Origin of the sequence: Herbidospora sp. NBRC 101105 (assembly GCF_030269205.1) — a bacterium.
GTDB lineage: Bacteria > Actinomycetota > Actinomycetes > Streptosporangiales > Streptosporangiaceae > Herbidospora > Herbidospora solisilvae.
In genome coordinates this window covers 635,914-660,952 of record NZ_BSSX01000003.1, presented here as the reverse complement: position 1 = coordinate 660,952, position 25,039 = coordinate 635,914, and the positions used below count along the sequence as shown (strand labels likewise).

The window sequence follows — 25,039 nt, the reverse complement described above, 5'->3', positions numbered from 1 at the left end:
CTCAGACCTCCTGTCGGCTGACCATCCGGGCGAACAGCTCGTTGGTGTCCATCAGCTCCTCGAAGGTGCCGTTCGCGACGACCCTGCCCTGGTCGAGTACGTAGATCCGATCGGCCTGCCGGATGGTGCTCAGCCGGTGTGCGATCACGATCCGGGTGATGTCGAGCTCGGCGATCCGGCGGCTGACCAGCGCCTGCGTGACGTTGTCCAGGGCGCTGGTGGCCTCGTCGAGGATGAGGATCTTGGGCCGTTTCACCAGCGCGCGGGCGATCAGCAGCCGCTGGAGTTCGCCGCCGGAGAAGGAGGCGTTGTCCTCGCTGATGATCGTCTGCATGCCCATGGGCAACTTGGCGATGTCCTCGTCGAGGTCGGCCAGCCGGGCCGCCCGCCAGGCGTCCTCCTCCCTGGCGCCGGGCACGTCGCCGACGATGTTCTCCAGCACCGACCCGCGCAGCACCCGGGCCTGCTGCATCACCACGCCGACCTGGGTGCGGACCCGCCGCAGGTCGAGGTCGCGCAGGTCACCGCCGTCGTAGAGGACCTGGCCCGTACGCGGCGGCTCGAACCCGAGCAGCAGCCGGACCAGCGTCGACTTGCCCGCACCCGAATGCCCGGTGACCGCCACGAACTCGCCTGGCCGGAACACCATCGAGACCTCTTCGAGGATCTGCTTGGGGGTGCCCGGGTAGGCGAAGGAGACGTCGTTCAGCCGGACCATGCCGACGAGGTCGCCGGGGTCCTTGGCGCCGGGCGGGGTCTCGGGGGCCCGTTCCAGCAGGGGCTTGAGCCGTTCGAAGCGGGGCAGCAGCGCGAAGGCCGCCTCCACCGCCCGGCTCATCTGGCCGAGCGCGAGCACGAACTGCCCGAGCGCCACGGCGGCGACCACGAAGGAGGCCGCGGGCACGTTCAGGGACAGGCCGATGGCGGCCAGGACGAGCAGCAGCAGGGGCTGCGCCGCCGCGCCGATCGCCGCCGACACCGCCCGCTCCCGCAGGGACGCGGCGGCGGCGTGCTGCTGCGCGGCGAACAGCCGCGACCACAGGCCGAAGACCTGCGCCTCCCGGCCCGCCACATGGATCTTGTCGATGGCGCTGAGACAGGCGTACAGGAGCGAGTAGATCTTGCTGTACTCCTCGTGCAGGACCAGCTCATGGCGCTGCTGGCGCACGGCGAGCAGGGCCAGGACGGCCAGCAGCAGGAGCACCCCGCCCAGCACGGCCAGCGCCAGCCGCCAGTCGATCGTCACCAGGATCAGCAGTCCGAGCAGCGAGAACACGCCACCGAGGAGCGAGTTGACCGCGGCCTGGCCCAGCGCCTTGCGCATGTCGGCGACGGCGTTGGCCCGGTGGACCAGGTTGCCGGTGCTGTACTGCGCGTAGAACGGCAGGTCGAGCGAGACCAGATGACTCCAGATGGCCGGTTCGAGCCGCTCCTGCAACCGGCCCTGCACCCGGACGAGGAGCGAGTTCCGCACCGCGAGAAGCAGCGTGCTCGCCGTCACCGCGCCCACGATGAGGGCCGCGATCCAGATCGTGGCCGGCAGGTCGGCCGGGTTCTGCGCCGAGCTCAGCAGGACGAACGTGAGCATCGGCACGCCGAGCGCGAGCAGCGCGGCGCCGCCTCCGGCCGCGAAGAGCCAGCCCAGTTCCCGGCCCGCACCACGCAGCCCGAACCGCAGCAGGGCGAGCGGCGTGGTGATGCCGTCGTCGAGCGACGGATAGACCTGCCAGGCGGCCTCGCCGAGGGTCGCGGCCACCTCGTCGGTGACACGGCGCACGCCCTCGCCCGGCTCGGAGATCAGGTAGCCGCCCCTGCGCGGCAGCAGCGCCACCGGCCGGCCGGTCTCCTTGGTGAAGCCGACCATCGGGACGGTGGCCTTCTTCCACCACCGCTCCTCCAGGTGGACACGCCGGTGCCGGGCCCGGGCCGCGTTCAGCGCGACGGCGAGCGGGTCGGTGGACGCGGGGTCGATGTCGTGCGCGGTGAACCCGCAGTGGTCGCCGAGCGCCCTGACGACCTCTATCGCGCGATCGGCGGCGGTCCGGGGGCTGGGCGGCGCCGGGGCGACACCCGCCGCCGCCGCGATGTCGGAGAAGGACCGCTGCAGGATGTCGCCCGAGGCCTGGGCCCTGGCCAGGCGCCAGTTGTCCCGGTCGGCCTCCTCCGCCTCGGCCAGCAGCAGCACCCGGGTCAGCGTTCCCCGATGGAGTTCGCGCAGCTCGGCGTAGCTCGGCGGGGAACCGCCGCCGGGGCCGGCGAGGCGGCGTACCCACGAGGAGACCGCGTTGTCGTCCCGCCGGACCCGGCGCACCGAGGTCCCATCGGTGGGGGCCGCCGTGACGGTGTAGCCGCCGGGCAGGTCGGTCGCGGCGAACCCGTGCATGAGTTCGCCGCTCTCGACCCGGACGACCCGGTGCCGGGGGCCCCGGCCGTCGACGGGTGACAGCAGGACGTCCACGGAGCCGCTGACCACGGTCCAGCAGGCGTAGGGGTCGATCAGCTCGATCTCGCTGACGGGGTATCCGTTCATGAGGCTTCCTCGACGAGCGTGCGGTAGTGGCCGGGCACGGCGATGAGCTCGGCGTGGGTGCCGCGCTGGACCACCCGGCCGTTGTCGAGCACGAGGATCAGGTCGCTTTCCCGGACGGTGGAGAGCCGGTGGGCGATCACCACGCTGGTGCAGCCCCGTGCCTTCACGTTCGCGTCGACCAGCGCCTCGGTCTCCGCGTCGAGCGCGCTGGTCGCCTCGTCGAGAACCAGCACCGACGGCGACAGCACCAGCGCCCGCGCGATCTCCAGGCGCTGCCGTTCGCCGCCCGACAGGTTCCGGCCCCGCTCCTGGATCCAGCCGCCGGACAGGCCGCCACGGCGCTGGACCACGTCGGCCAGGCAGGCGTCGGTGAGCGCCCGGTGCAGCCGGTACTGCGGGATCGTCTGGTCCCAGAGCGTGAGGTTGTCGGCCACGGTGCCCTCGAACACCTGGAGGTTCTGCTCGACGTACCCGACGGACGTGGTGAGCGTCTCCCGGGGCCACTCCTCGCGCGGCCGGTCGTCGAGCAGGATCTCCCCGCCCCATGGCCTGACCGCGCCGGTGAGCAGGCGGGCCACGGTGGACTTGCCGCTGCCGGTCCGGCCGACCACCGACACCCGCTGGCCCGGTTCCGCGCGGAACGACAGGCCGCTGATGACCGGTCCGCGCTGGCGGTCGTAGCCGAAGGAGACGTCGCGGAACTCGACCACGCCGCGCAGGCCGCCGGTGCCGTCGGGGGCCGACGGCGGCGCCGCGTACTGCGGGTCGAGGTCGGCGGTGACGGCGTCGTCGTACATGCTGGTCTGCGCGATCGCGATCTGCGTCTCGGCGCCTATGCCGACCAGTGCGGTGACCGGCACCAGGAACGCCCCGACGAGAAGCTGCGCGGCGATGACCGTCGGCATGGTCACCTCGCCGTCGGCCATCAGCACCGCGCCGGTGATCACCATGGTGGCTCCGGCGAGCGAGCCCAGCGCGGCGGGCACCGCGAGCAGCGCCTGCGTCACCCGCATGAGGTCCTGCGTCGCCGACAGCGCCCGCGCCGACAGGCCCGCCCATTTGGCGAAGAACCAGCCCTCGGCGCCGTCGGCCTTCAGCGCCTCGGCCATCGAGATGCCGTTGAAGGCCATGCTGTCGCGGCGGTGCTCCTCGAACAGCAGCTTCTGCTGGTGGGGGGCGCTGGCCCGGCTGACCGCACGCATCGTCAGCAGGTTGATCGCGGCCAGGACGCCGGCCACCAGGGCGAAGGCCGGATGGAAGGTGAAGAGGATCGCGGAGTGCAGCGACATGGTCAGCACGGCCGCCACGGCGACGGCGGCCCGGTCCGACAGGAGGATGGACAGCCCGGCGCCGAAGGAGGTCTTCATGACCAGCCCGCCGATCATCCGGCGGTGGAAGAAGTCACCCGGCAGCCGCAGCAGCCGCCACATGTACCGGCCCGACAGGTCGGCCGCCATCGCCGTCTGCACGGCGCCGAGCAGCCGCTGCTGCACCCAGGTCCCGGCGAGGGTGAACGCGGCGCAGGCGAGCAGCCCGAACAGCACCGGCGCGGACCAGGACGGGTCCCCCGCGATGAGGACCTCGCCCAGCAGCAGCCTGGTGAGCAGCGACGTGGCGACCGCGGGAAGGGCGAGCACGAAGGCCATCACGGCTATCGCGACCAGCGTCGACAGGTACGGCCGAACCTTCTCCAGCGCCGACCGGACCACCGGGAAGCGCTTACCACGAGGGGTGAAACCCTCGCCCGGACGCGGCACCAGCACGATCCCGCTGAACCGCTTCTTGAAGTCCTCCCTGCTCAGGCGGATCCGGCCGACGGCGGGATCGTTGATGTACGCCCACCGCTTCCGCATCCCCTCCAGCACCACGAAGTGCCGGCGGTCCACGTAGATCATCGACGGGACGGGGCGGGTCTCCAGCTCGTCGGCCTCCAGGCGGAAGCCGGTGATGTCGAAGCCGTACTCCTCGGCCGCCCTCTTCAGGCCGGCCCCGGAGAGGCCGTCTCTGCCGACGCCGGACCGCTCCCTGATCTCGTGCAGGGGAACACGCAGGCCGTGATAGGCGAAGATCATGCTGAGGCAGGCCGGCCCGCAGTCGGCGTCCTCCATCTGCGGGCGGCGCTCGGTACGGACCGGGCGCGGCTTGGTCGCGGTCTTCGTCGCAGTCTTAGCCATGACTCGTCTCCCCGGGGAACAGCACGTCCACCGGGCGGACGACGTCGATGGTGATCTCCCCGCGCACCGGGGTGAGGGTGGCGCCCGGCCAGGCCGGACGGTCGAGGTCGACGGTCACCACGAAGCGGCCGTCGGCCTTGAGGGCGTCGCCGTAGAGCGGGCGCAGCCGGTCGCCGGTGGCGGGGTAGGTGTCGACGGCGCTGACCTTGCCCGGCACGCCGCCGACGGCGACGGCCTGACCCGCGGTGAGTGAGGCGATGCGGTCGTGGCCGACCACGAGCAGCGCGCGCAGCGGCCCGGTGGCGGGGTCGACGACGGCGACCGTGCCGCCGGCGGCCAGGGCGGTCCCGGGCGCGGCGGTCCGGAGCACCCGCCCGCTCGTCGTGCTGGTCACGACCCGCCGGGCCCCGTGCGCGTCGGCGACCACGCCCAGCGCCGTGCCCGGGGTCACGTCCTGCCCGGCCTGGACGAACACCTCGGCCAGGCTGCCGGACACGGGGGCGGCGACCGGCACCGGCCCGCTCCCCGCCACCAGCACCCCCTGCGCCGGCACCACGTCACGGACCTGCCCGAGCCACATCCACGCCGCTCCGGAGCCGGCGAGCAGGATGAGCGCGACCGCGGCGAGCCACGATCTGGTCCGCACGGAGGAGACGAGCTGGTCGATCCGCTCGCCTCCCAGTGTCTCGACGGCGGTCGTGCTCATTTCACTGCCGCCGACGGCCAGCAGAAGCAGAAGGTGATGCAGGGCGGCGGTGACGTCGACCCGCTGAACGTCTCGACCTCCGCCTCTCCGACCGGCGTCGGCGGCAGCGCCGGGGCGGGCACCCCGTCGGGCAGGTGGATGTCGTATTCGGCCAGCACGGCGGCGGGCTCGGACTCGTAACGCAGCCGCAGGCCGGGGTCCGACCAGGACCGCGCGGTGAGTTCGCCGAATCCTCTGCGCTGGGCGATGGTCCAGTCGATCGTGTCTACAGTCATCACAGGTCTCCCGCAGCGTGATATGAGATGCTTCAATGGCGGGGTGGTGGGCATCTGGACTGCCCACCACCCGGCGCCGTTCTTGAGTCGTCAGTTGCTGAAGCAGCCGGTGGGACAGCTCACGGTGCCGATGGTGCTGAGGGCGGCACCCGCCGAAGCCTCCAGGCTCTCCAGGTCGAGGGCCTGCTCGGGCCGTTCGGGCAGCTCGGGAATGGGAAGGCCGTCGGGCCAGTCGATCCCGGCGGCGGCGAGCGCGGCGCGCGGGTCGAGCGCGAATTCTTCTCTCAGCGTCTCGTCCGACCAGGCACGGGCGAAGAATCGGGCGAGCTGGGTCCGGAGTTCGGTAGGCAGTGTCGAGTCTTCCGGCATGCTGTCACCTCATCAGGCGGCTCCGGGTCGGCTCTCCCCGGAGGTTGGGAGGGGGACCGCCTGTGACATCAGTTTTGCCAGTCGCCCCTGGTCCAGCCAGAACACGCCATCACGGACATTCTGTGATGTTTATCATTTACCAAGGTCATCGCCCTATTGCTGCACTCGGTGCGCGAATTCCCGCATGTCCCGCTGCGCCTCGACCGCTATGTCGTGCATGCCGTGCAGCTGCTTCTTGAGGATCTCGGTGTTGCCGTCGCCGTCACTGAGAATGCGGAAACCCTGCTGGGCGATGGCGTTGAGGCGGCTGCCGAGGATCCCCTCCAGCTCGCCCATCGACCGCGCCCGCTGCGCCGCCACCTCGGCCGCGACCAGCTCGGCCCGGGTCTCGTAGAGGACCCGCGCGGTCTCCGCGAAATGCGTCAACGCCGCCAGCGGCACCGCGGCCACCGCGACGGTGAGGATCCATGACAGGGCCGTCGTGGGGTCGTCTCCCAGGGCGAGGGACTTGCCCAGTTCCAGCAGGAGCACCAGGGCGAAGGCCGGCAGCGCGTACCACCGGGAGAGGAAACCCAGCACGGTCGCGGCCAGGAAGATTCCCGCCCCCGCCCACCAGGCGCCCAGGAGCGGCAGCGGAAGGTAGACGAGAACCGCCGACGCCGCGACGAACCGCCACCGATGGCGGCTGCGCCCCGGATAACCCGACCACACGTAGAGGGCGATCACGGCGACCGTCAGGATGACCGCGGGGACGGCGCGAGCCGGCGAGTCCTGGATGTAGTGCGCGACGGTACGGGCCATCAGGAACAGGGCGAACGCGATGACGGCGGCCCGCCCGACCCGCACCTCGAGTGGTGCGGGAACGGCCGTCCGCGATCCGGAATCTCCCGATTCGCTCACAAACGGATCATGACAACCCGTTTCAGAGAAGGCAACGGGTCACCGGCAAGACGGGCTTTCGGGTGTCACTCAGTAGGGGATGTCTCACACGATGGTCGCGTTCATCCCCACGGTGACGGCGCAGGGGTAGCAGACGCCGCAGGAGCTCGCGACGCCGGCCGCGTCCTCCAGCTGCTCGACGGAGAACTCCCCTTCGGGCCTGGCGGGCAGCGGCGGGGTGGGGATGCCCGCCGGGATCACGACGCCATATTCGACGAGCACCTCACGGGGCCGTGCCTCGTAACGGGCCTTGAGCTCGCTGTTCGCCCAGGCCGCGGCGACCAGCCGGGCGAACTTCCTGCGGTCCTCGTCGCCGAGTACGTAGATGCTTTCCGCCATTGGGCACTCTCCTCGTTTTCGGGCCCCTTCTCACATGTCCATGGTTTGCCGAAGTCCCCGGCGCCGACAGAGGCAATCCACATATGTGGTTCATGACAATCGTCATCTGGCCTCCGTGAGAACACATGCGAAAACGGCCTGCCCGGACCGCACCATTCAATGGTGCGGCGGGCAGGCCGTTCGTGATCCGAATCTCCCGGCGGAAGGTTAGGCGGGGTCGAAGCAGAAGAGGGTGCCGATCGTGTTGCTGAAGCAGCCGAGGGTGCCGATGGTGCCCTCCGCCTCAGAGCCGGCGGCGGTTTCGAGCTGCTCGACGGAGAACTCGCCCTCGGGCTTGGGGGGCAGCGGCGGGACCGAGACGCCCGCGGGGAGGGCGAAGCCGTACTCGGCGAGCAGCTCGCGGGGCTCCGTCTCGTAGCGCTCCTTGACCTGGTCGTCCGACCAGGCGGCGGCGACCAGACGGGCGAACTTCTTGCGGTCCTCGTCGCTGGGAACGAAAACGCTCTCACTCATCAGATCTCTCCTTTTGACACCACGGCGCACGGGCCGAGATTCGACGGATCGGCAGCGGGCATCTGGACTGCTCGCTCCCCCTTGTCACATATTCAGAATCGCCGGTTCCGGCCGGCGGCACCAGAATCAAGTAACATCTGCCATTCATGACAATCGTCACATCGGTGCTTTCTGTGAACGCGAAGACGGCCTGCCCATACGAAATGGGAAGGCCGTCCATGATTTCGGCGTGCGAAATTGTCGGCCGCTGCGGGAGGCCGTCACGCATTCATATTCGCCGCCATCGTCCGGGGAAACCATAAACGACTGACACCGATCGCATGTGACGATTATCACGGGGTGGCGATGATGCCCCAGGCGAGTTCGAGCACGGCCGCACCGCCCCCCGCATGGGCCTGTGACGGTGGCGACCTGCGCTCGGCTGTCCCCCGTGATGGTGCTGCTGCTGTTCGGCTACCTGCTGGGCGCCGGCATCGCGGTGCCCGGCGACGACTACCGTGAGTTACTCGGGAGCTCCTCCGCGGCGTCGGGTCCGCAGTGGAAGTCTTCACTCCCGAGACGACGCGTGGCGATCGGCGGCCCGCGGTTCATGGGGGCCGCCGTGATCTACCGGCTGGTCTGGGGCGACTAAGGCGGCGTGGTCATCTGGGATCCCCGCTTTCCGCATCGCACACTGGCCGAGCGCCATTTATCCGGACAGAATGGAGCGTGCTAGAAGGACGTGTCACGGACGGCGATTATCTGCCGGATTCTCCGTCCAATATGGATGACGCCAACCCAAACGCCTATACGCGGGCGAGCGAATTACGCCGTCGTGGACGGCCCCAGGAAGCGATCCCTCTGTTGGAGGGCTTTCTCGAAACGGCCCCCGGCGATGTGGCGGCCCGTTACGCGCTCGCCGTCTGCCTGACCGATCTCGGCCGCACCGCCGAGGCGGCCGCTCAGCTGCTCCGGGTCCTCGACCGCATGCCCGGGCACTACGAGGCGGCCTACCGGCTGGGCCGCGTCCTCCAGGCGGACGGCGACCGGGCCGGCGCCGCCGACGCCTACCGGCGGGTTCTGGAGGTGACCGAGTTCCGGGACGCCCGCGAGAGGCTGCGCGAGTGCGAGGAGCCGGTCGCCGGTGAGCCCGGTTCGGAGGTCCCGCCGCCGCTGCGTTCCCTGGTCGACGACCGCCGCGTGGTCGACCGCGGTCGTCTGGTCGCCCCGCTCAGGCTCAAGGCCAGGCATCTCATACCCGGGACCCTGGGCAAGGCACTCTTGGCCGCCGCCGCCGCGGTGCCCGTCTCCAGCGTGTACGCGGGCGGCGAGTCGGCGCCGCTCGCCGCCCTGCTCGCCGTCGCCCTCTTCGGAGGGCCGAAGATCGCGGCGGGGCTGCTCCTCCTGGCCGTGGCGGCCGGGATCGCGAGTGGCGTCATCGACTGGCCGGTCATCATGTACGGGAACCTCCGGCTCGGGGTCGACTGGCCGGCGCCGAGTCTGCTGCTCGTCGCGGTGGTCACGACGGCCGCCCTGGTGATCGTGATCGTCGGCATTCCGGCCGCGCTGCTGAATTCCCGGATCAACGGGTCTGATGTGTACGAATACGGCGTGGAAATCAGACGTGGGCTGATCAGGCGTACGGTGCAGTTCATCTGGTACTACCAGATCGTCGAGGCGCCCAGCTATCGACGCACATTCGGGACATATTTCACTCACACCGCGTCTCTGGGCATTCGATACAACGACAACGGAGCGTCTTCCGTCACTCATATCGAAATGTCCGGCGTGGGCACTCCGGCGCGGGTCAGGGAGATCGGGCGCTATCTCGAATCCCGCATCCCGGCCGAGCGCCTGCCCATCCGCGGCCCCTGGACCTGACATCCGGCCCCTGCCCCGAGTGGAGCGATCACGATGAGCACCGGCAAGTTCCCCGGCAAACACCCCGAGACCGAGCTCTCCCCTGCCGACGATCCCGGCAAGGTCCCCATGGGCGAGCACAAACCACCGCCCCCGGAGAGCACGACCCCGAAGGAAGCGACCCATCACGGGTCCCACCACACCGCGTCGCAAGGTGCGGCGGACAACACGGCGACCCCCACGGTGGACGTGAACCTGTGGAACGCCACGGCCACCCACCACAACGCCCCCGCCACGCCCCACCACCCGGCCACCGAACGAGGCGAAGGTTCCGGGCACGGGCACGGGCAGCCCTACTTCGGCCCGCAGAGCGAGGCGCATCCGGGGGGAGGGCGCAGTCAACTGGACGAGGTCCAGACGACCTATGTCCCCGGCCTGGATCCCCCTCATTCGGTGAACTCATCCCCCAAGCCGTCCCCGGCCGAGCCCCACGGCGGCCTCCGCCCCGAAGACAGCACCACGAGCACCCCGGCCGACGCCGACCATCAGTCCGGCACGGGCCACCAGGGCAGTCCCGTTGCTCCCCTACCGGGCACCGATTTCGGCGGGCAAGACCCAGGCGCCGACACCGGCGGACACCAGCACGGCACCCCGCCCGGAACAGATTTCGGCGGCCAGGATCACGACACCCTGCCCGGAACCGACAACGGCGGACACCAGCACGGCACCCTGCCGGGAACGGACTTCGGCGGCCAGGATCACGACACCCTGCCCGGAACCGACTTCGGCGGCCAGAATCCCAGTGAGCTGCCGAGCTCCGACCACTCCGGCCCGGGCATGGATCACGCCTTCGCTCAGGCGGAGATGGGCCCGCCGCCCGGTATCGCCTGAGAGCCGGGGCGCTCAGGTCTCCCACGACCTTGAGCGCCGCCGCCTACGTCCGAGCAAGGCTCCTCAGCTCAGCGCGTTGAACGCCTCGACCAGCGTCGGCAGGACGGCTGCCGCGAGTCCGGCCGCCATCAGGTTGAAGCGCGCGCCGACGTTGAGGGCGGCGAGGACGAAAAGGACGAAGGCGATCAGGTAGCAGATCAGCTCGAACACGGCCATGTCAGGCACCTCCGAATAGGATCGCGACCGCTTCCGGGTCGGCGAGAACCTCGGTGCTGCCCACAGGTCGAGGACTTGATCGTCTTCCCGGCGATCAATCCTGCGACATCGGTCACAGACCAGCGTCCGGCAAGAACCAGCGGTCCGGATGGGTGGCGAAGCAAGATCCGCTCCGCCACCCGGTCAGCGCTCCCGGCCCTTGTAGACGCTCTGTGTCCGGCGAGAATCGCCGGTCCGGACGGGTGACGAAGCAAGGTCCGCCACCCCGCCTCGTCAGCACCGCCGCGCCTCGAACATCTCCTTCGGCATGTAGCCGGTCACCACCTGGGTCCGGCGAGAACCGGCAGTCTGGACAGGTCCGCCACCCCCTGCCTCGTCAGCACCGCCGCGCCTTGAACATCTCCTTCGGCACGTAGCCGGTCACCACGTGGGCCCGGCGAGAACCGGCGGTCCGGACAGGTCCACCACCCACGCCTCGTCAGTGCCGACGCCCCTTGAAGACGTTTTTCGGGATGTAGCCGGTCACCACCTGGGTCCGGTCGACGACCTCGGCGTTGTGGTAGTTCACCGCGATCGAGGCGAACGAGTAGGCCTTCGGTACCGTCAGCCCCTGGGTCGTGACCAGGAAGTCGACGGTCTTCTCGACCGCGATCCGCATGGCCCGGTCGAGGTCCCAGTGGATGCCCATCATGATCCAGTGGTCGTCGGTCTCGGCCCACGGTAGTTCGGTCGTCGTGTTCTTGATCACCGTGATGCGGAACGTCCCGGACAGCGAGTGTTCGACCGCTGTGCCGCTGACCTCGCCGTCGCCCTGGCAGCTGTGCGGGTCGCCGATGAAGATCTGCGCTCCCGGCTGGAAGACCGGCAGGTAGAGCGTCGTGCCGACGTTGAGGTCGCGGACGTCCATGTTGCCGCCGAACTTGCCGGGAGGCGTCGAGTTCTGCACGCCGGTGGCCGGTGGCGGCTCGTTCTCGGTGTTGCCGATGAACTCGCCCGTGGGTGAGGCGACCGCGATGATGCCCATGAACTTGTGGGTCGGGATGATGATGTCGTCGGCGAAGAAGACGACCTCTTCGCCGCGGTGCATGCCGGTCCGGTAGAGGTGGGTGCGGACGTCGGGCCAGACGCCGGCCGGGAGGTCGGGCGGGATGACGGCGGGGATGTCGAGGCCCTGGTCGCCCTCGCGCCAGCCCGGGTAGAACGTCGCCATGACGCCGCCGGTCGGGGCGGTGTTGTTGAAGCCGTAGGGGACCCGGGTGTCGACGTCCAGGATGTCGATCGCGATGGTGTCGCCCGGCTCGGCGCCCTCGACGTAGATGGGGCCGGTCAGGACGTGGCCGCCGTACCGTCGGCCGGTGGCCTCGCGTTCGGGGAGGGTCTGCCAGAAGGCGATGCCGTCGGGGAGGATCTCCTTCGGGGTCACCCCGAAGGCGCCGAAGTAGTCGTTCGGGTGGATGGCGGGGTTGGTGAAGCCCTGGTGGGAGAGGGTGTCGACGCGGACGGTCTGGCCTGACCTCATCGTGAGGCCGGGGGTCCAGCCGATCGGGTAGCCGCCCCAGTGCAGTTTGTCCGGGGTGGATCTGAGGTGGTGGTCCCACTTCGCGGGTTTCGGGTGGCCCTTGTCACCGGGCGACGCCTTGGCGGGGGCGGGGAGGGTGGCCGCGAAGGTCGCGGCCAGGCCGGCGGCCAGCAGGCTGCGGCGGCTCGCCGAGCTCCAGTGGTTGGTGGAAATGGTGAACTCCCATCCGTGGCACGAGCTCTCGGGGGGCTCGGATGTGGCTCCACAGTGACCGGCGGGTGTTTCGACCGGTTATCGGTCATGCAAAATCCGGTCAGTCGTCCGCGGGTTCCGCACGGGTGATGAGGGAGATCGCCCCGTTCGGCTCGAAGACCGCGAGGCGGACGGCGGTCAGGTCGGCGACGCCACGCTGGCGCAGCACGACGTCGAGGTCCGACCGGGTCATCCCGCAGCGGCGCAGGGCGGGCTGCAGGATCTTCCCGTCGTGGACGAGCACGCGCGGCGACGGGTCGGCCAGGTGCCGGATGCCCGGCATGAACCGCAGGTGGACGACGGCCAGGTGGGCGAGCAGCAGGGTCACGAGGGCGGCGGCGCCGTCGAGCCAGGAGGCGTCGGTGGCGGTGGCGGTGCGCCCGATGAGCGCCCCGACCGCGACCGCGGTGACGAAGTCGAACGGGGCGAGCTCGGTCAGGGCGCGGCGGCCGGTGAGCCGGAAGGCGATCACCGCGGTGACGAAGAGGGCCAGCACTTTGAGCGCGGCGATCAGCGCCCTCTCCGGCGCGCCCACCAGGGCGTTGAGCACGTCGGTCATCCCTGGCTTTCCCGTCCCCCGGCGTCGGCTGTCGCAGCGCGGCGTTGATCTACCCCGCGGGCGACTGCGCGACACCAGGTCACCCCGGCGACGAGCAGGGCGGCCACCGCGTAGGCGGCGGTGCCCATGCCGGTCACGTAGGCGACCGCCCCGGCCGCGGCGACGCCGAGCCATTCCCACCGCCCGTCGAGCGCGACCAGGGCGACGACCAGCAGGGCGTACCAGGAGTAGCCGGGGGTGAGCAGCAGGAAGGCGGTGCCCGTGAGGGTCAGCGCGCCGGACCAGGGCCGTTCGGGATCGCCTTTGATCATCGTGTACGCCGCCACGCAGCCCATCGCCACGACGACGACCGGCAACGCCCAGGCGTCGGGGAGCAACCAGCGGATGAGGGAGTAGCGGCCGTCGGAGGCGTCCTGGTAGCCCTCTTCGGCCGTGTATCCCGCGAGATAGCCGAACACCGACGCCTTCGAGACCAGCAGGTAGGGCAGGTAGGCGGCGGCCACCACCGCCCCGGCCGGCACGAGGACCGCCAGGGCGTCGCGTGGTCGGCGTACCCGGGAAAGAACGCCGGGCAGCAGCAGCGCGGGCAGGAACTTCGCGGCGACGGCGGCGCCCAGCAGCGCTCCCCCGGCGACGCGGCGGCGGGCCACGACCACGATCCCGGCGACGGCCAGCAGGACGGCGAGCACGTCGGCGTGGGCGTTGTTGACCGCCTCGACCGGCACCGCCGGGCACCACGCCCACAGGGACGCGGCGCGGGCCCCGGCGACGCGGACCAGCAGCGACGTCGTCGCCATGGCCAGCAGCAGCCCGCCGAGCTGCAGCGGTTTGTGGCGGGAGCCGGGGGGCGACAGCGTGTGCACGGCCAGGAAGTAGGCCTCGGCCACCGGTGGATAGATGGTCGGCACGGTGGGGCGGTTGATGCGGGTGCAGCCGCCCTCCGGGAGCCATGACAGGTAGGTCTGCGAGCAGACGGAGCGATCCGGGAACAACCATTCGTCGCGCAGGTCGGCCAGGGCGCGGTCGGCCGGAGGATGGTCGTACGGGGAGACGCCGGCGGCCTGGACGCGGCCGTCCCAGGCGTAGCGGTAGGAGTCGGTGCTGGTCCGGGGGCCGTCCAGGAGACCGGTCGCCCCTACGGCGAGGCCGCCCGCGATCACCAGCGCGGCGGCCCGGCGGGCGGGCACGCGGCGCAGCGACCACGCCGCCGCCGCGAACAACACCCAGCACACGGCGTACCAGGCGGTCAGGCCGGCCGGGTCGGCGAGTTGCCCGGCACGGGTGATCGCGCACGCCACGGCGGCGACCAGGGCGGCGAGCAGGACGACGGTGAGTCTCACCCGGCCACCCTGGCCCGCGCGCCGCCGGAAGAGATCCCCGCGCGGCCGGACGTCCGGGTTTCGTAAGGTGTCCGGCCCCTCTGATCGGGGCCTCGGCGCGGTTGCATGGGAGCCATGAGATCCGCGCTTCCGCAGTTCAGAGGGCGGTTGCACGACCCCCGCACCGCCGTGGCCATCGGCCGCTGGCTCGGGGCGGCGATCGTCGTGTGCTTCCTGACCGGGCTGATCAGCCACGTCCTCCAGCACCCGCCCGGCTGGGCGGCCGGTCTGCTGCCGACCCGGCCCGTGTGGGGCTACCGGCTGACGCAGGGGTTGCACGTCGCCTCGGGGCTGGCGGCGATCGTCCTGGTCATGGCGAAACTGTGGACGGTCTACCCCCGGCTGTTCGCCTGGCCGCCGTTCCGGTCGTTCACCCACCTGGTCGAGCGGCTGACGATCGCCCTGCTCGTCGCCGCGACGGTGTTCGAGCTGTTCACCGGGCTGATCAACATCTTGCAGTGGTATCCGTGGCCGTTCTCGTTCACCCAGGCCCACTACGCCGTCGCCTGGATCGTGGCCGGGTCGCTGCTGCTCCACCTGGCCGTGAAGGCGCCGCTGATCAGGGCCCACTGGAGGAGGAGGACGTCCGACGTGGACGCGGCCGACCGCCGGGCCCTGCTCGCCGGGGTCGGCGCGGCCGTGGGCGCCGTCACCCTGACGACCGTGGGGCAGGCGTTCACCCCGTTGCGCGCCTTCGACCTGCTCGCGCCCCGCAACCCCGACAACGCGACCCAGGGTGTGCCCGTCAACCGGACGGCCGCCGCCGCCCAGGTCACCTACGCCTCGGCCGAAGGCTGGGCGCTGGAGGTGGCCGGACCGGCCCCGTACCGGATCAGCCTGGCGGAGCTGACCGCCCTGCCGCAGCGGCGGGTGCGCCTGCCGATCGCCTGCGTCGAGGGATGGAGCGTCGACGCCTGGTGGACCGGCGTGCCGATCCGCGACCTGCTGGCGCGGGCGGGCATACCGCCGGGCACAGCGGTGCGCGTGACGTCGATGGAGGTGTGGGGCTACTACCGGACCACGGCGATGCCCGCCCCGTACGCCGACGACCCCCAGACCCTCCTCGCGCTGCGCCTCAACGACGAGGTGCTCTCGCTCGACCACGGTTATCCGGCCCGGATCATCGCTCCCAACCGGCCGGGTGTACTGCAGACCAAGTGGGTCTCCCGACTGGAGGCGCTGTGAGGATCACGCTGGGCGCGGCCGGGGTCGTGCTGATCGCGGTCGGGCTGTTCCACCTGCTGCCGCTGCCGGGACTGTGGGGAGTCGTCGTCGGGTTCGCCGGCGCGATCGCCCTGCACGACGTCGTCGTCGGCCCCCTGGTCCTGCTGGCGGGGTTGCTGGTGGCGCGGCTGCCCGACCGGGCGGTGGTGCGCGGGGCGCTGATCACCATGGGGGCGCTCACCCTGATCACGGTGCCCGTGCTGCTGCGCCCCGGCCCGCCGCCGAACCCGACCCTGCTCGCCCAGCCCTACGGGCTCAACCTGCTGATCTGCCTGGTTGCAGTCGCCGTGGTCGCGGTCGTGCTGGTGCTGGTCCGGCGTCGGCGCTGACCAGTTCGACGAACCGTCGTCCGGCGACCGACCAGTCGTCGACGGGCGACCAGCCCGCCGTCGCGGCGTGTCTCACGAGGGCCGCCGGGCCGACCCTGGCCCAGCGGAACGGGGCGCCGAGACCGCCACGGCCGTCGTCGAGGCGGACCTCGTGGTGGTCGTCCACCTCGACGGGGTCGGCCTCGGCGATCAACCGGCCGTTCGGGGCGGTCAGTTCGGCCATGCGGCGCAGCAGGGCGACCGGGTCGCCGCCGATGCCGATGTTGCCGTCGACGAGCAGGGCCGTGGTCCAGCGGCCCGCCCCCGGAAGCGGGTCGAACACCGACCGGCACAGGGCCATGCCGCCCCGGCTGCGTGTTCCGGCGACGGCCGCCGGGCTGATGTCGACGCCGAGCGTGCGGTGGCCCTGTTCGGCCAGGGCGGCGACCAGGCGGCCGGGCCCGCAGCCGACGTCCAGGACCGCGCCCCGGCACCGGGCCAGCACCGACCAGTCGGCGGCGTCCGCGACCGCGCACCAGCGCTCGACGTCGAGGGGGAACCGCCGTCCGTCGGCGCGGCGCAGGAACAGCGGGCCGCGCCCGGCCCGCAGGGCGAGGGCATAAGGGTCGTCGTGCCAGGTCACCGCAGGGCCGCCGAGAGTGCCAGGTGTGCGCGGGCGAACCGGGTCCAGGGCGCCTGGGCGGCCACTTCCCTGGCGTCGGCGGCGGTGTCGACGTCGCGCAGCGCGGGGAGGTCGCCGACCTTCAGGTGCCGTAACCGGGCACGTTGCGCGGAGCCGGTCTGCGGCACCGACATCGGCACGCCGAGCAGCAGCGCCGGGTCGGGGTCCCTGAGGCCGAGGGCCCAGAAGCCGCCGTCGTCGGCCGGGCCGAACCAGGCGTCGTACCGGCTGAAATCCAGGGCGGGTTCGAGCAGGCCGGGGGTGACCTGCGGGGTGTCCATGCCGATCAGCAGGGCCGGCCCGGCGCAGGCGGCGAACGCGGCGGCCAGGCGTTCGTCCAGGCCGCCGCCGCACTGCGGCCGGATCTCCAGGCCCGGTGGCGTCCAGGGGCCGGGAGAGCCGTCGAGCACGAGCACCCGGCGGTCGGCCGGGGTGTCCATCACCGCGGAGAGGGTGTCGGCCAGGGAGGCGGCGGCCAGCGCCGCCGCTTCCGACGGGGTGAACGGCGGGGTCAGCCGGGTCTTCACCCGTCCCGGCACCGGCTCCTTGGCGATCACGAGCAGGGTCGTCATCGGGCCAGCACCTTCCGCATGTCCATGACCGCCTGGAACGTTCCCCGCCAGGTGCCGGTGACCTTGGACTTCCCGCTGCGGGGCAGGTAGGGCACGTCGACCTCGCGGATGCGCCACCCCTCGTCGGCGGCGCGCACCACCATCTCCAGCGGGTAGCCGCTGCGCCGGTCGGTGAGGTCCAGCTTGAGCAGCGCCTCGCGCCGGGCCGCCCGCAGCGGGCCGAGATCTCTGAGCCGCACGCCGGTCCGGCGTCGGACGAGGTGCGACAACACCCGGTTCCCGGCCCGCGCGTGCGCGGGCCACACCCCGCGCGACTGCGGGCGGCGGCATCCCAGCACCAGGTCGTCGCCTTCTTCCAGCTTCTGTACGAACCCCGTCAGCAGCCCCGGATCGAGCGAGGCGTCACAGTCGCAGAAACAGACGACGTCCGCCGTCGCCGCCACGAGCCCCGCGTGACAGGCCGCCCCGAACCCGCGCCGGGACTCAGGCACCACGGTCGCGCCCAGGGAGCGGGCGAGCTCGGCCGATCCGTCGGTCGACCCGTTGTCCACGACCAGGGCACCCCACCCGGGCGGGATGCGTTCCAGCACCCACGGCAGGGCCTCGGCCTCGTCCAGACAGGGCAGCACGACGTCCACTGTTGGTTGGATCACACCCGCCACCGTAGGAAGAACCGGGCCGGATTTCGGCCGTGGAGTCCTTACGAAACGCGGACGCCGTCCGTTATGCCTGCTCTCAGATGTCAGGCTGGGCTCATGAGGATCCTGGTCGTGGAGGACGACCCGACCGTCGCCGGTGTCGTCTCCGACTACCTGCTGCGCGCCGGCCACACCGTCGACCGGGCCGCCGACGGCCCCACCGGGCTCGACCGCGCCCTCGGGGGCGGGCCCGACCTGGTGGTGCTCGACCTGATGCTGCCCGGCCTCGACGGGCTGGAGGTCTGCCGGCGGCTGCGCGCCGCGAGCCCCGTCCCGGTGATCATGCTGACCGCCCGGGGCGAGGAGGACGACCGGATCGCCGGGCTGGAGGTGGGCGCCGACGACTACGTCACCAAACCCTTCAGCCCCCGTGAGCTGGTGCTGCGCGTCGAGTCGGTGCTGCGGCGCAGCCGGGCGGCCGTCCCGGCCGTGCGCGGGCCACTGGGCGCGGCCGGGATCACACTCGACCCGGAGACGCACCGCGCCGCCAAGGACGGGGTCGAGCTGGCGCTGACGTTGCGTGAGTTCGACCTGCTGGCCCACTTCCTGTCGCATCCCTATCGGGCGCACACCCGCGAGGAGCTGATGCGGGAGGTGTGGGGGTGGGACTTCGGCGACCTGTCGACGGTGACCGTCCACGTCAGACGGCTGCGCGGCAAGATCGAGGACGATCCGGCCCAGCCCCGCCTGATCCACACGGTGTGGGGGGTCGGCTACCGCTTCGACCCCGGGTTCGATCAGGGGCGGCCGGAATGAAGGACGTGCTGCTCATCGCGCTGTTCGCGCTCGGCGGGGCGGCGCTGGCCGGGCTCGCGGGGGCGGGCGTGCTGATGTTCCTGCGGCGGCGTTCGGTGGCCGTCTCGCTGATCGTGGTGGCGGTCGTCGCGGTCACCGCCATGCTCGCCGGGACGCTGTCGGTCGCCTGGGCGATGTTCCTGTCGCCCCACGACCTCTGGGTGATGACCCTGGTGGTCGCGATGGCCGCCGTGGTGTCGCTGGCGACCGCGCTGGTGCTGGGCCGGTGGGTGGTCGCCCGCAGCCGCGACCTGGCGCGGGCCGCCCGCGACTTCGGCGACGGCGGCGACTTCGCCGCACCGGCCGCACCGGCCACCGCCGAGCTGGATGACCTCGCCCGGGAACTGGCCGCCACCAGCGAGAAGCTGGCCGCCTCGCGGCAGCGGGAGAGGGCGCTGGAGGCGTCGCGGCGTGAGCTGGTCGCCTGGATCTCCCACGACCTGCGCACCCCGCTCACCGGCCTGCGCGCGATGGCCGAGGCGCTGGAAGACGGCGTCGCCGCCGATCCCGGCCGTTACCACCGGCAGATCCGGGCCGAGGTCGAGCGGCTGACCGCGATGGTCGGCGACCTGTTCGAGTTGTCGCGCATCCACGCGGGGGCGTTCACCCCCGTGCCGAGCCGGATGTCGCTGCGCGACCTGGCCGCCGACGCGCTGCTGGGGGCCGGGCCGCTGGCCGACGAGCGGGGGGTGCGGCTGGTGGGCGAGGAGATCGACCACGTGCCGGTGGAGGTCGACGGCAAGGAGATGACCCGTGTCCTGGCCAACCTGCTGGTCAACGCCATCAGGCACACCCCGGCCGACGGCACGGTCGCGGTGAGCGCCACCCGGCGCGGCGACAGCGCGGTCCTGGCGGTCACCGACGCGTGCGGCGGCATCCCGGCCGACGACCTGCCCCGGGTCTTCGACACCGGCTGGCGCGGCACCGCCGCCCGCACCCCGCCCGCCGGGGCCGGGCTCGGGCTGGCGATCGTGCGCGGCATCGTCGAGGCCCACGCGGGACAGGCGGACGTGCGCAACGTGCCAGGTGGTTGCCGGTTCGAGGTCACCCTGCCGCTGGTGACCTGAGGGGGACACGGGCGAACTCCGCGACGCCGTCGGCGAACGCCACCTCCGGCTTCCAGCCCAGCTCCGCCCGCGCCCGGGAGGAGTCGGCGGTGACGTGCCGCACGTCGCCCAGCCGGTAGTCGCCCGTGACGACCGGCATCGGCCCGCCGAACGCCTCGGCCAGGGCGGCGGCCATCTCGCCGACCGTGTGCGGGTCGCCGCTGCCGACGTTGTAGGCGGTGTGGCCCGCTCCCTCGATGGTGGTGAGCGCCGCCACGTTGGCCCGCGCGACGTCTCCGACGTGGACGAAGTCGCGGCGCTGCCGGCCGTCCTCGAAGACCGTGGGCGCCTGGCCGCGCTCCAGCGCCGACCGGAAGAAGGAGGCCACCCCGGCGTAGGGGGTGTCCCTGGGCATGCCCGGCCCGTAGACGTTGTGGTAGCGCAGCGACACCGCCCGGCCGCCGGTCGCCCGCGCCCACGAGGCGGCCAGATGTTCCTGGGCGAGTTTGGTGGTGGCGTAGACGTTGCGCGGGTCGACCGGCGCGTCCTCGGAGACCAGGCCGGGAACCAGCCCGGCGCCGCAACGCGGGCAGCGGGGCTCGAACCGCCCCGCCGCCAGGTCGGCGACCGCCCGGGGACCGGGCCGCACCACGCCGTGGACCGCGCAGGTGTAGCGGCCCTCTCCGTACACGACCATGGATCCCGCCTGGACCAGCCGGGTCACCCCCGCGCGTGCCATCGCGGCCAGGAGCACGGCGGTGCCCAGGTCGTTGCACGACACGTAGTCGGGCGCGTCGCCGAAGTCCGTGCCGAGCCCGACCATGGCCGCCTGGTGACAGACCACGTCCACCCCGCGCAGCACCTCGGCCACCGCCGCCGCGTCCCGGACGTCTCCCCTGACGAACTCCGCGTCGGGGTGGACGGCGGGGAGCAGGACGTCGAACACGACCGGCTCATGGCCGGCGGCGGTCAGGGCGGTGACGACGTGGGAGCCGATGAACCCGGCTCCTCCGGTGACGAGTACGCGCATGCCCGCGACGCTACGGAATCCGGCGAGCCCGGAGGGCTTCGCGGGGCCCGGCGTAAGACTTTCGTCATGACCGGAAAAACCCCGACATAAGGGTGTCGCCATGGCCTGCGAAGGTGAGCGCACGCAGGTCAACGACAAGAGGAGACGACCATGACGATGTGGGGAACCGTGGCTTGGTTCGAGATCGCGACCGCCGATCCGGACGCCGCACAGAGCTTCTACGGTGAGGTGTTCGGCTGGCGCGCGGTCAAGGACGAGAAGGGCGCCGCGGCGGGAATGGACTACCGGCTGATCACCGCGCCGGGCGCGACCGCCCCCACGGGAGGCATCATGGCGACGGACGGCGCCATGCCGGGGCACGCGGTGTTCACGGTCGCGGTGCGGGACGTCGCCGAGACGTGCGCGACGGTCGAACGGCTGGGCGGCACGGTGGTGGCGCGGCACGAGGCGTCCGAGTCGGGCCCGGCCAACGCCTACGTCCGCGACCCGGCGGGCAACCTCTTCGGCCTCTTCACTCCCCCGGGCGGCGGGGCGTAGCCGCGGCTCCCGACGGTCGGCTGACAACAGACATGTCAGATTGTAAATGGCGATGTTCTGTGAATATTCAGGCCGATCTTGATGCAGATCTGTTCCGGCACCGGGGACGATTTCGCCGCATCGTTGGACTTCGGCATGTCTCCTCACGGACAAAGGCAGAGCTCATGGTCAAGCGAGCCGTCGCGATCGTCGCCCCCTCCCTCGCCACATTAATCGGATTAACATTTCCCGCACAGGCGGTGACGACGCAGCAAAAGCTTTCCGCACTCTCCACGTTCAGCCAGCCCACCTCCGCGAGCGCCGGCAGCTGGCGGGCCGCCTGGCAGAACCAGGGCGCCTGGGCCGACTACGGTTTCGACTGGTCGACCGACCTGTGCTCCACCAGCCCCGACCAGCCGCTCGGCTTCGACTTCCGGATGCCGTGCCGCCGCCACGACTTCGGCTACCGCAACTACAAGGCCGTGGGCCAGTTCCCGGCCAACAAGGCGCGTGTCGACGACGCGTTCTACTTCGACATGAAGCAGGTCTGCGCGGGCTACTCCACCGTGCCCCGCAACACCTGCAACGGCGTCGCCTGGACCTACTACCAGGCGGTCAAGCAATTCGGCGCCCTCAACGTCACCGAGGCGCAGATCGAACGAGTGCGCCAGGCCAGCGAGCAGGCACTGCAGCCCGCCGACGCGTGATTCGACGCCGGGGGCGTGATCGGCGTAACGCCGATCACGCCCCCGGCATTCACAGCCGGTTGTTCGCCAGATATTCGCGGACGAGATTCAGCGCGTCTTCCACTATGAGCTGCTGGACGTCCATCAGCATGTAATTGATGCTTTGTCCAAGAAGGCGACCACCGTCGTATATCTATCGCCGGGGACGAACATCGTCGCCTCTTCTGCTGCCTGATTATCGGCCGAGGTGGCCGTCGGTCTTCGTTCGGTGGCCGATCGGGTAGGTCTCGCCGCGGTCGACGTAGCGGATGCGGTCGGCCAGGCCCGCCTCGTCCATGCGGTCGTGGAAGTCCTCGATCGACGAGGTGAAGACGTCGTAGTCGTCGTAGTGGATCGGCAGCACCTCGCGCGGGTCGATCAGCCTGACCCACTCGGTGCCCTGTTCGGCGTCCATGGTGACCAGCATCATGCCGAGGATCCTCGTGCCGCCCAGGTGGACGATGGCCAGGTCGATGTCCGGGAAGCGGGTGGCGATCTGGCCGAGCCTCGGGTCGAGCAGGGTGTCCCCGCTGATGTGGATGCGCAGGTCGACCCGGTCGTCGGGACCGGAGAACTCCAGCATGCTGCCCATGACCGGCGGCAGCAGGTACTGCGCCGGGCCGGGCGCGTGCCGGGCGGGAAGGGCGGTGACCGTGAGCGAGTGGTCGCCCTTGCGCAGCTCGTGGTCGCGCCAGGCGCGCAGGCCGCGCGCGTTGCCGAAGCCCTCGCGGTGCAGGCGGCGGGCGGCGTGTCCCGTGGTGAGGATCGGCAGGTCCTTGTCCAGGCCGTCGCTCGCCACGTGGTCCCAGTGGTCGCCGTGCATGTGTGAGAGGACGACCGCGTCCAGCGGCGGCAACTCCGCGATGTCGAGCGCGGGGTCGCGCAGCCGCCGGGTGGTCAGGCCGTAGCCCAGATGGGCGCGTTCGCCTCGGTGCAGGAAGTTGGGGTCGGTCAGGATGGTGAAGCCGTCGTGGCTGATCAGCGTGGTGGCGTTCCCGATGAACCGGACCCCTGATGCGCCGTCCATGAGCTCACGTCCGGTTTCCGGCCACTGACGGCCGGGACAGGCCCAGGCCGAGGGCGATCATGACGACGCCCAGAGCCAGGTGCAGCCAGTTGTCGGCCGTGTTGAGCGGGACGAAGTTGGCCCCGCTCGCGCGGTCGATCAGCAGACCGTACAGGAACAGGATCAGATAGATCACCCCGCCGCCGACGAGGAAGGCGCGGGAGGCGTTCCAGGTCCGGGAGGCCGCCAGGCCCCAGACGCCGAACAGCAGGTGGACGATGTTGTGCAGGACCGACACCTGGAAGACGCCGAGCAGCATCGCCTGCGAGTGGTGGCCGGCGAACTGCATCGTGTCGTAGTTGGTGGTGATGCCGGGAATGAAGCCGAGGATCCCCACCAGCAGGAACACCACGCCGAAGATCAACGCGGCCTGTCGGAGCGGGGACGTGGTCCGGGATGGCGTATGAGTCCTCATGAGCTCTCCTGTGGACAGACAGGAAGTGCTCGGCAGCGCGACTGTTGTGCTGACAACCCGCCATACCCGGCTGAACCCATCACAAACGACGCGTTAGCACCCAGGAGACCCCGGGTAGCTTCGCAACGGGCCGAACAGTGCGCCCCCTTCATCGGCTGGACCGGCGGAGCCGGAGCCGATTCATGAGCGATCACCGAAAGGTGCTTCCGTTTTGGAGCTCCACCTGAACATGGAGCTGGAACACCTGCGCCTGGCGGCGGAGCTGATCAGACGCCGTGAAGTCGGGACACGAGTACCGCACCCGGTGCCCAGCCTGCGCGTGGACCGCTGAACCCGGCGGTCCCCAGTGGAGGAAGGAGAAGGAGATGGCGGCGAAACCGAATCCGATCCAGTTGCAGAAGGACCTGTCGGGTGTGGACTATCCGGCCCGGCGCGGCGATCTGGTCGACGCGGCCCGCTCCCATGGAGCCGACGACACGACCGTCAAGGCGCTGCAGTCCATTCCCGATCGCGAGTACGACGGGCCCAACGCGGTGAGCAAGGCCGTGAGCGAGGGCTGACCTCAGGTCCGGGGGAGCGGCGATGACAGTCGACGACGCGCGGGTGACGGTGGTCGTGGTCACCCGCGACCGTCGTGCCGAACTGGAGCGCTCGCTCCCCCACCACGATTCGCCCGTCATCGTGGTCGACAACGGCTCGACCGACGGCAGCGCCGCCATGATCCGGGCCCGCTTCCCGCACCATCGGCTCGTCGAAGCGGGCGAGAACCTCGGCGCCGGCGCCCGCAACATCGGGGTGCGGCTCGCCACGACGCCCTACGTCGCCTTCGCCGACGACGACTCGTGGTGGGAGCCGGGCGCGCTGACGCGGGGCGCCGACCTCATGGACGCCTCTCCGCGCCTGGCCGTGCTCGCGGCCCGGGTGCTGGTCGGGTCCGGCGAGGTCGTCGACCCGGTCTGCGCGGAGATGGCCCGGTCTCCGCTGCCGCGCGCACCCGATCTCCCCGGCCCCAGCGTCCTGGGGTTCCTCGCGTGCGGCGCGATGGTGCGGCGCAACGCGTTCCTGGCCGCCGACGGCTTCGACGACGTGATCTTCTTCATGGGCGAGGAGGAGCGGCTCGCCCTGGACCTCGCCGCGACCGGCTGGGGGTTGTCCTACGTCGAGGAGGTCGTGGCCCACCACCACCCCTCTCCGGTCCGCGACCCCTTCCGGCGGCAGATCCTCGTGAGCCGCAACGCCCTGCTCACCGCCGTGCTGCGGCGGCCCTGGGCGGTCGTGGCCCGCGCCGCCCTGACGATGGCGCACACGGGCCCGGCGGGGTGGCGAGGGCTGGGCGAGGCCGTCACGCGGCTGCCCCGCGCCCTGGCCCGCCGCCGCACCCTGCCCTCGCGGGTGGAGACGGCCCGCCGGTCCCTGGACGCCCTCGATCCGCACAAGAGACATGACAGGTGAGGCGACGGAC

General features: G+C 71.3%; 29 protein-coding genes. 11 read left to right on the top strand and 18 right to left on the bottom strand.

The features are described 5' to 3' along the window. Window position 1 precedes the first annotated feature (1 nt). From QSK34_RS16885 to QSK34_RS16850, 8 genes are all read right to left on the bottom strand, one after another. Complete coding sequence (locus tag QSK34_RS16885; RefSeq protein ID WP_285585222.1) at window positions 2-2,530, bottom strand: ATP-binding cassette domain-containing protein; 2,529 nt, start codon at window positions 2,528-2,530, stop codon at window positions 2-4. Then, window positions 2,527-4,704 carry a cysteine peptidase family C39 domain-containing protein gene (locus QSK34_RS16880; protein WP_285585220.1) on the bottom strand — a complete coding sequence of 726 codons (2,178 nt, stop codon included), beginning with the start codon at window positions 4,702-4,704 and terminating at the stop codon, window positions 2,527-2,529. The genes QSK34_RS16885 and QSK34_RS16880 overlap by 4 nt, the downstream gene beginning before the upstream one ends. After that, window positions 4,697-5,410, bottom strand: coding sequence for a biotin/lipoyl-binding protein (locus tag QSK34_RS16875; protein ID WP_285585218.1), 714 nt, complete (start codon window positions 5,408-5,410; stop codon window positions 4,697-4,699). The genes QSK34_RS16880 and QSK34_RS16875 overlap by 8 nt, the downstream gene beginning before the upstream one ends. After that, the gene (locus QSK34_RS16870; protein ID WP_285585216.1) at window positions 5,407-5,685 is read right to left on the bottom strand and encodes a TIGR04351 family putative TOMM peptide; all 279 of its coding nucleotides are present in this window, start codon (window positions 5,683-5,685) and stop codon (window positions 5,407-5,409) included. Before QSK34_RS16870 ends, QSK34_RS16875 begins: the two co-directional genes overlap by 4 nt. 90 nt (window positions 5,686-5,775) lie before the next feature. Continuing rightward, on the bottom strand, window positions 5,776-6,054 hold the full coding sequence (locus QSK34_RS16865; RefSeq protein WP_285585214.1) for a hypothetical protein: 279 nt from the start codon (window positions 6,052-6,054) through the stop codon (window positions 5,776-5,778). Between the two features lie 153 nt (window positions 6,055-6,207). Then, a complete protein-coding gene (locus QSK34_RS16860) occupies window positions 6,208-6,954 on the bottom strand; it encodes a hypothetical protein (RefSeq protein WP_285585210.1) in 747 nt (248 codons plus the stop codon). Between the two features lie 84 nt (window positions 6,955-7,038). Then, complete coding sequence (locus QSK34_RS16855; RefSeq protein ID WP_285585208.1) at window positions 7,039-7,332, bottom strand: hypothetical protein; 294 nt, start codon at window positions 7,330-7,332, stop codon at window positions 7,039-7,041. Between the two features lie 207 nt (window positions 7,333-7,539). Next, a complete protein-coding gene (locus QSK34_RS16850; RefSeq protein WP_285585205.1) occupies window positions 7,540-7,845 on the bottom strand; it encodes a TIGR04351 family putative TOMM peptide in 306 nt (101 codons plus the stop codon). Window positions 7,846-8,275: 430 nt separating this feature from the next. Between QSK34_RS16850 and QSK34_RS16845 the strand changes: the two genes are divergently transcribed. The 3 genes from QSK34_RS16845 to QSK34_RS16835 all read left to right on the top strand — a co-directional run bounded on the left by QSK34_RS16845 (window position 8,276) and on the right by QSK34_RS16835 (window position 10,575). Beyond that, window positions 8,276-8,476 carry a hypothetical protein gene (locus tag QSK34_RS16845; RefSeq protein ID WP_285585203.1) on the top strand — a complete coding sequence of 67 codons (201 nt, stop codon included), beginning with the start codon at window positions 8,276-8,278 and terminating at the stop codon, window positions 8,474-8,476. A 131-nt stretch (window positions 8,477-8,607) separates the two neighbouring features. Further along, on the top strand, window positions 8,608-9,705 hold the full coding sequence (locus tag QSK34_RS16840) for a tetratricopeptide repeat protein (RefSeq protein WP_285585305.1): 1,098 nt from the start codon (window positions 8,608-8,610) through the stop codon (window positions 9,703-9,705). Between the two features lie 33 nt (window positions 9,706-9,738). Continuing rightward, window positions 9,739-10,575 carry a chromosomal replication initiator protein DnaA gene (locus tag QSK34_RS16835; RefSeq protein WP_285585201.1) on the top strand — a complete coding sequence of 279 codons (837 nt, stop codon included), beginning with the start codon at window positions 9,739-9,741 and terminating at the stop codon, window positions 10,573-10,575. Between the two features lie 63 nt (window positions 10,576-10,638). Here the strand turns inward: QSK34_RS16835 and QSK34_RS16830 are convergent, their stop codons facing one another. The 4 genes from QSK34_RS16830 to QSK34_RS16815 form a co-directional block, all read right to left on the bottom strand. Next, window positions 10,639-10,791, bottom strand: coding sequence for a hypothetical protein (locus QSK34_RS16830; protein ID WP_285585199.1), 153 nt, complete (start codon window positions 10,789-10,791; stop codon window positions 10,639-10,641). Between the two features lie 478 nt (window positions 10,792-11,269). After that, on the bottom strand, window positions 11,270-12,310 hold the full coding sequence (locus QSK34_RS16825; RefSeq protein WP_285585197.1) for an acetamidase/formamidase family protein: 1,041 nt from the start codon (window positions 12,308-12,310) through the stop codon (window positions 11,270-11,272). Window positions 12,311-12,623: 313 nt separating this feature from the next. Continuing rightward, complete coding sequence (locus QSK34_RS16820; RefSeq protein WP_285585194.1) at window positions 12,624-13,121, bottom strand: DUF421 domain-containing protein; 498 nt, start codon at window positions 13,119-13,121, stop codon at window positions 12,624-12,626. After that, window positions 13,118-14,461: a glycosyltransferase 87 family protein gene (locus tag QSK34_RS16815; protein WP_285585192.1), complete on the bottom strand. Its 1,344-nt coding sequence runs from the start codon at window positions 14,459-14,461 to the stop codon at window positions 13,118-13,120. Before QSK34_RS16815 ends, QSK34_RS16820 begins: the two co-directional genes overlap by 4 nt. 114 nt (window positions 14,462-14,575) lie before the next feature. On the opposite strand from QSK34_RS16815, the gene QSK34_RS16810 reads away from it, so the two are divergent. Both QSK34_RS16810 and QSK34_RS16805 read left to right on the top strand, forming a co-directional pair. Continuing rightward, complete coding sequence (locus QSK34_RS16810; RefSeq protein WP_285585190.1) at window positions 14,576-15,685, top strand: molybdopterin-dependent oxidoreductase; 1,110 nt, start codon at window positions 14,576-14,578, stop codon at window positions 15,683-15,685. After that, a complete protein-coding gene (locus QSK34_RS16805) occupies window positions 15,682-16,053 on the top strand; it encodes a hypothetical protein (RefSeq protein WP_285585187.1) in 372 nt (123 codons plus the stop codon). Before QSK34_RS16810 ends, QSK34_RS16805 begins: the two co-directional genes overlap by 4 nt. Here the strand turns inward: QSK34_RS16805 and QSK34_RS16800 are convergent. The 3 genes from QSK34_RS16800 to QSK34_RS16790 are packed head-to-tail and all read right to left on the bottom strand — an operon-like array spanning window position 15,980 to window position 17,939. Continuing rightward, complete coding sequence (locus tag QSK34_RS16800; RefSeq protein ID WP_285585186.1) at window positions 15,980-16,675, bottom strand: class I SAM-dependent methyltransferase; 696 nt, start codon at window positions 16,673-16,675, stop codon at window positions 15,980-15,982. The genes QSK34_RS16805 and QSK34_RS16800 overlap by 74 nt on opposite strands. Further along, the gene (locus QSK34_RS16795; protein ID WP_285585184.1) at window positions 16,672-17,286 is read right to left on the bottom strand and encodes a TIGR04282 family arsenosugar biosynthesis glycosyltransferase; all 615 of its coding nucleotides are present in this window, start codon (window positions 17,284-17,286) and stop codon (window positions 16,672-16,674) included. Before QSK34_RS16795 ends, QSK34_RS16800 begins: the two co-directional genes overlap by 4 nt. After that, a complete protein-coding gene (locus QSK34_RS16790) occupies window positions 17,283-17,939 on the bottom strand; it encodes a glycosyltransferase family 2 protein (protein WP_285585182.1) in 657 nt (218 codons plus the stop codon). Before QSK34_RS16790 ends, QSK34_RS16795 begins: the two co-directional genes overlap by 4 nt. Before the next feature lie 102 nt (window positions 17,940-18,041). Between QSK34_RS16790 and QSK34_RS16785 the strand changes: the two genes are divergently transcribed. Both QSK34_RS16785 and QSK34_RS16780 read left to right on the top strand, forming a co-directional pair. Beyond that, complete coding sequence (locus QSK34_RS16785; protein ID WP_235966860.1) at window positions 18,042-18,740, top strand: response regulator transcription factor; 699 nt, start codon at window positions 18,042-18,044, stop codon at window positions 18,738-18,740. Beyond that, a complete protein-coding gene (locus QSK34_RS16780; protein ID WP_285585180.1) occupies window positions 18,737-19,846 on the top strand; it encodes a sensor histidine kinase in 1,110 nt (369 codons plus the stop codon). Before QSK34_RS16785 ends, QSK34_RS16780 begins: the two co-directional genes overlap by 4 nt. On the opposite strand, the gene QSK34_RS16775 is transcribed toward QSK34_RS16780, so the two are convergent. Further along, complete coding sequence (locus tag QSK34_RS16775) at window positions 19,824-20,855, bottom strand: NAD-dependent epimerase/dehydratase family protein (RefSeq protein ID WP_285585179.1); 1,032 nt, start codon at window positions 20,853-20,855, stop codon at window positions 19,824-19,826. The genes QSK34_RS16780 and QSK34_RS16775 overlap by 23 nt on opposite strands. 150 nt (window positions 20,856-21,005) lie before the next feature. Here QSK34_RS16775 and QSK34_RS16770 point away from each other — a divergent pair, with 150 nt between their 5' ends. Together QSK34_RS16770 and QSK34_RS16765 are read left to right on the top strand one after the other, a co-directional pair. Further along, complete coding sequence (locus QSK34_RS16770; RefSeq protein ID WP_285585177.1) at window positions 21,006-21,392, top strand: VOC family protein; 387 nt, start codon at window positions 21,006-21,008, stop codon at window positions 21,390-21,392. A 239-nt stretch (window positions 21,393-21,631) separates the two neighbouring features. After that, complete coding sequence (locus QSK34_RS16765; RefSeq protein ID WP_285585175.1) at window positions 21,632-22,078, top strand: phospholipase; 447 nt, start codon at window positions 21,632-21,634, stop codon at window positions 22,076-22,078. A gap of 214 nt (window positions 22,079-22,292) precedes the next feature. Here QSK34_RS16765 and QSK34_RS16760 read toward each other — a convergent pair whose 3' ends face one another. Together QSK34_RS16760 and QSK34_RS16755 are read right to left on the bottom strand one after the other, a co-directional pair. Further along, a complete protein-coding gene (locus QSK34_RS16760; protein ID WP_285585173.1) occupies window positions 22,293-23,123 on the bottom strand; it encodes an MBL fold metallo-hydrolase in 831 nt (276 codons plus the stop codon). A gap of 4 nt (window positions 23,124-23,127) precedes the next feature. Further along, on the bottom strand, window positions 23,128-23,577 hold the full coding sequence (locus QSK34_RS16755; protein ID WP_285585170.1) for a DUF4383 domain-containing protein: 450 nt from the start codon (window positions 23,575-23,577) through the stop codon (window positions 23,128-23,130). A 365-nt stretch (window positions 23,578-23,942) separates the two neighbouring features. On the opposite strand from QSK34_RS16755, the gene QSK34_RS16750 reads away from it, so the two are divergent. Together QSK34_RS16750 and QSK34_RS16745 are read left to right on the top strand one after the other, a co-directional pair. Next, complete coding sequence (locus QSK34_RS16750) at window positions 23,943-24,137, top strand: DUF2795 domain-containing protein (protein WP_030455020.1); 195 nt, start codon at window positions 23,943-23,945, stop codon at window positions 24,135-24,137. A 22-nt stretch (window positions 24,138-24,159) separates the two neighbouring features. Next, window positions 24,160-25,029: a glycosyltransferase family 2 protein gene (locus QSK34_RS16745; protein WP_285585165.1), complete on the top strand. Its 870-nt coding sequence runs from the start codon at window positions 24,160-24,162 to the stop codon at window positions 25,027-25,029. Window positions 25,030-25,039 lie beyond the last annotated feature (10 nt).

What these genes read in the sequence shown, in the direction of transcription:
- QSK34_RS16840 (WP_285585305.1), top strand. Translation starts at nt 8,608, where the DNA reads ATGGATGACGCCAACCCAAACGCCTATACGCGGGCGAGCGAATTACGC.
- QSK34_RS16770 (WP_285585177.1), top strand. Translation starts at nt 21,006, where the DNA reads ATGACGATGTGGGGAACCGTGGCTTGGTTCGAGATCGCGACCGCCGAT.
- QSK34_RS16880 (WP_285585220.1), bottom strand. Translation starts at nt 4,704, where the DNA reads ATGGCTAAGACTGCGACGAAGACCGCGACCAAGCCGCGCCCGGTCCGT.
- QSK34_RS16855 (WP_285585208.1), bottom strand. Translation starts at nt 7,332, where the DNA reads ATGGCGGAAAGCATCTACGTACTCGGCGACGAGGACCGCAGGAAGTTC.
- QSK34_RS16885 (WP_285585222.1), bottom strand. Translation starts at nt 2,530, where the DNA reads ATGAACGGATACCCCGTCAGCGAGATCGAGCTGATCGACCCCTACGCC.
- QSK34_RS16870 (WP_285585216.1), bottom strand. Translation starts at nt 5,685, where the DNA reads ATGACTGTAGACACGATCGACTGGACCATCGCCCAGCGCAGAGGATTC.
- QSK34_RS16825 (WP_285585197.1), bottom strand. Translation starts at nt 12,310, where the DNA reads ATGAGGTCAGGCCAGACCGTCCGCGTCGACACCCTCTCCCACCAGGGC.
- QSK34_RS16775 (WP_285585179.1), bottom strand. Translation starts at nt 20,855, where the DNA reads ATGCGCGTACTCGTCACCGGAGGAGCCGGGTTCATCGGCTCCCACGTC.
- QSK34_RS16760 (WP_285585173.1), bottom strand. Translation starts at nt 23,123, where the DNA reads ATGGACGGCGCATCAGGGGTCCGGTTCATCGGGAACGCCACCACGCTG.
- QSK34_RS16795 (WP_285585184.1), bottom strand. Translation starts at nt 17,286, where the DNA reads ATGACGACCCTGCTCGTGATCGCCAAGGAGCCGGTGCCGGGACGGGTG.
- QSK34_RS16875 (WP_285585218.1), bottom strand. Translation starts at nt 5,410, where the DNA reads ATGAGCACGACCGCCGTCGAGACACTGGGAGGCGAGCGGATCGACCAG.
- QSK34_RS16785 (WP_235966860.1), top strand. Translation starts at nt 18,042, where the DNA reads ATGAGGATCCTGGTCGTGGAGGACGACCCGACCGTCGCCGGTGTCGTC.
- QSK34_RS16830 (WP_285585199.1), bottom strand. Translation starts at nt 10,791, where the DNA reads ATGGCCGTGTTCGAGCTGATCTGCTACCTGATCGCCTTCGTCCTTTTC.
- QSK34_RS16755 (WP_285585170.1), bottom strand. Translation starts at nt 23,577, where the DNA reads ATGAGGACTCATACGCCATCCCGGACCACGTCCCCGCTCCGACAGGCC.
- QSK34_RS16780 (WP_285585180.1), top strand. Translation starts at nt 18,737, where the DNA reads ATGAAGGACGTGCTGCTCATCGCGCTGTTCGCGCTCGGCGGGGCGGCG.
- QSK34_RS16865 (WP_285585214.1), bottom strand. Translation starts at nt 6,054, where the DNA reads ATGCCGGAAGACTCGACACTGCCTACCGAACTCCGGACCCAGCTCGCC.
- QSK34_RS16850 (WP_285585205.1), bottom strand. Translation starts at nt 7,845, where the DNA reads ATGAGTGAGAGCGTTTTCGTTCCCAGCGACGAGGACCGCAAGAAGTTC.
- QSK34_RS16820 (WP_285585194.1), bottom strand. Translation starts at nt 13,121, where the DNA reads ATGACCGACGTGCTCAACGCCCTGGTGGGCGCGCCGGAGAGGGCGCTG.
- QSK34_RS16810 (WP_285585190.1), top strand. Translation starts at nt 14,576, where the DNA reads ATGAGATCCGCGCTTCCGCAGTTCAGAGGGCGGTTGCACGACCCCCGC.
- QSK34_RS16750 (WP_030455020.1), top strand. Translation starts at nt 23,943, where the DNA reads ATGGCGGCGAAACCGAATCCGATCCAGTTGCAGAAGGACCTGTCGGGT.
- QSK34_RS16835 (WP_285585201.1), top strand. Translation starts at nt 9,739, where the DNA reads ATGAGCACCGGCAAGTTCCCCGGCAAACACCCCGAGACCGAGCTCTCC.
- QSK34_RS16745 (WP_285585165.1), top strand. Translation starts at nt 24,160, where the DNA reads ATGACAGTCGACGACGCGCGGGTGACGGTGGTCGTGGTCACCCGCGAC.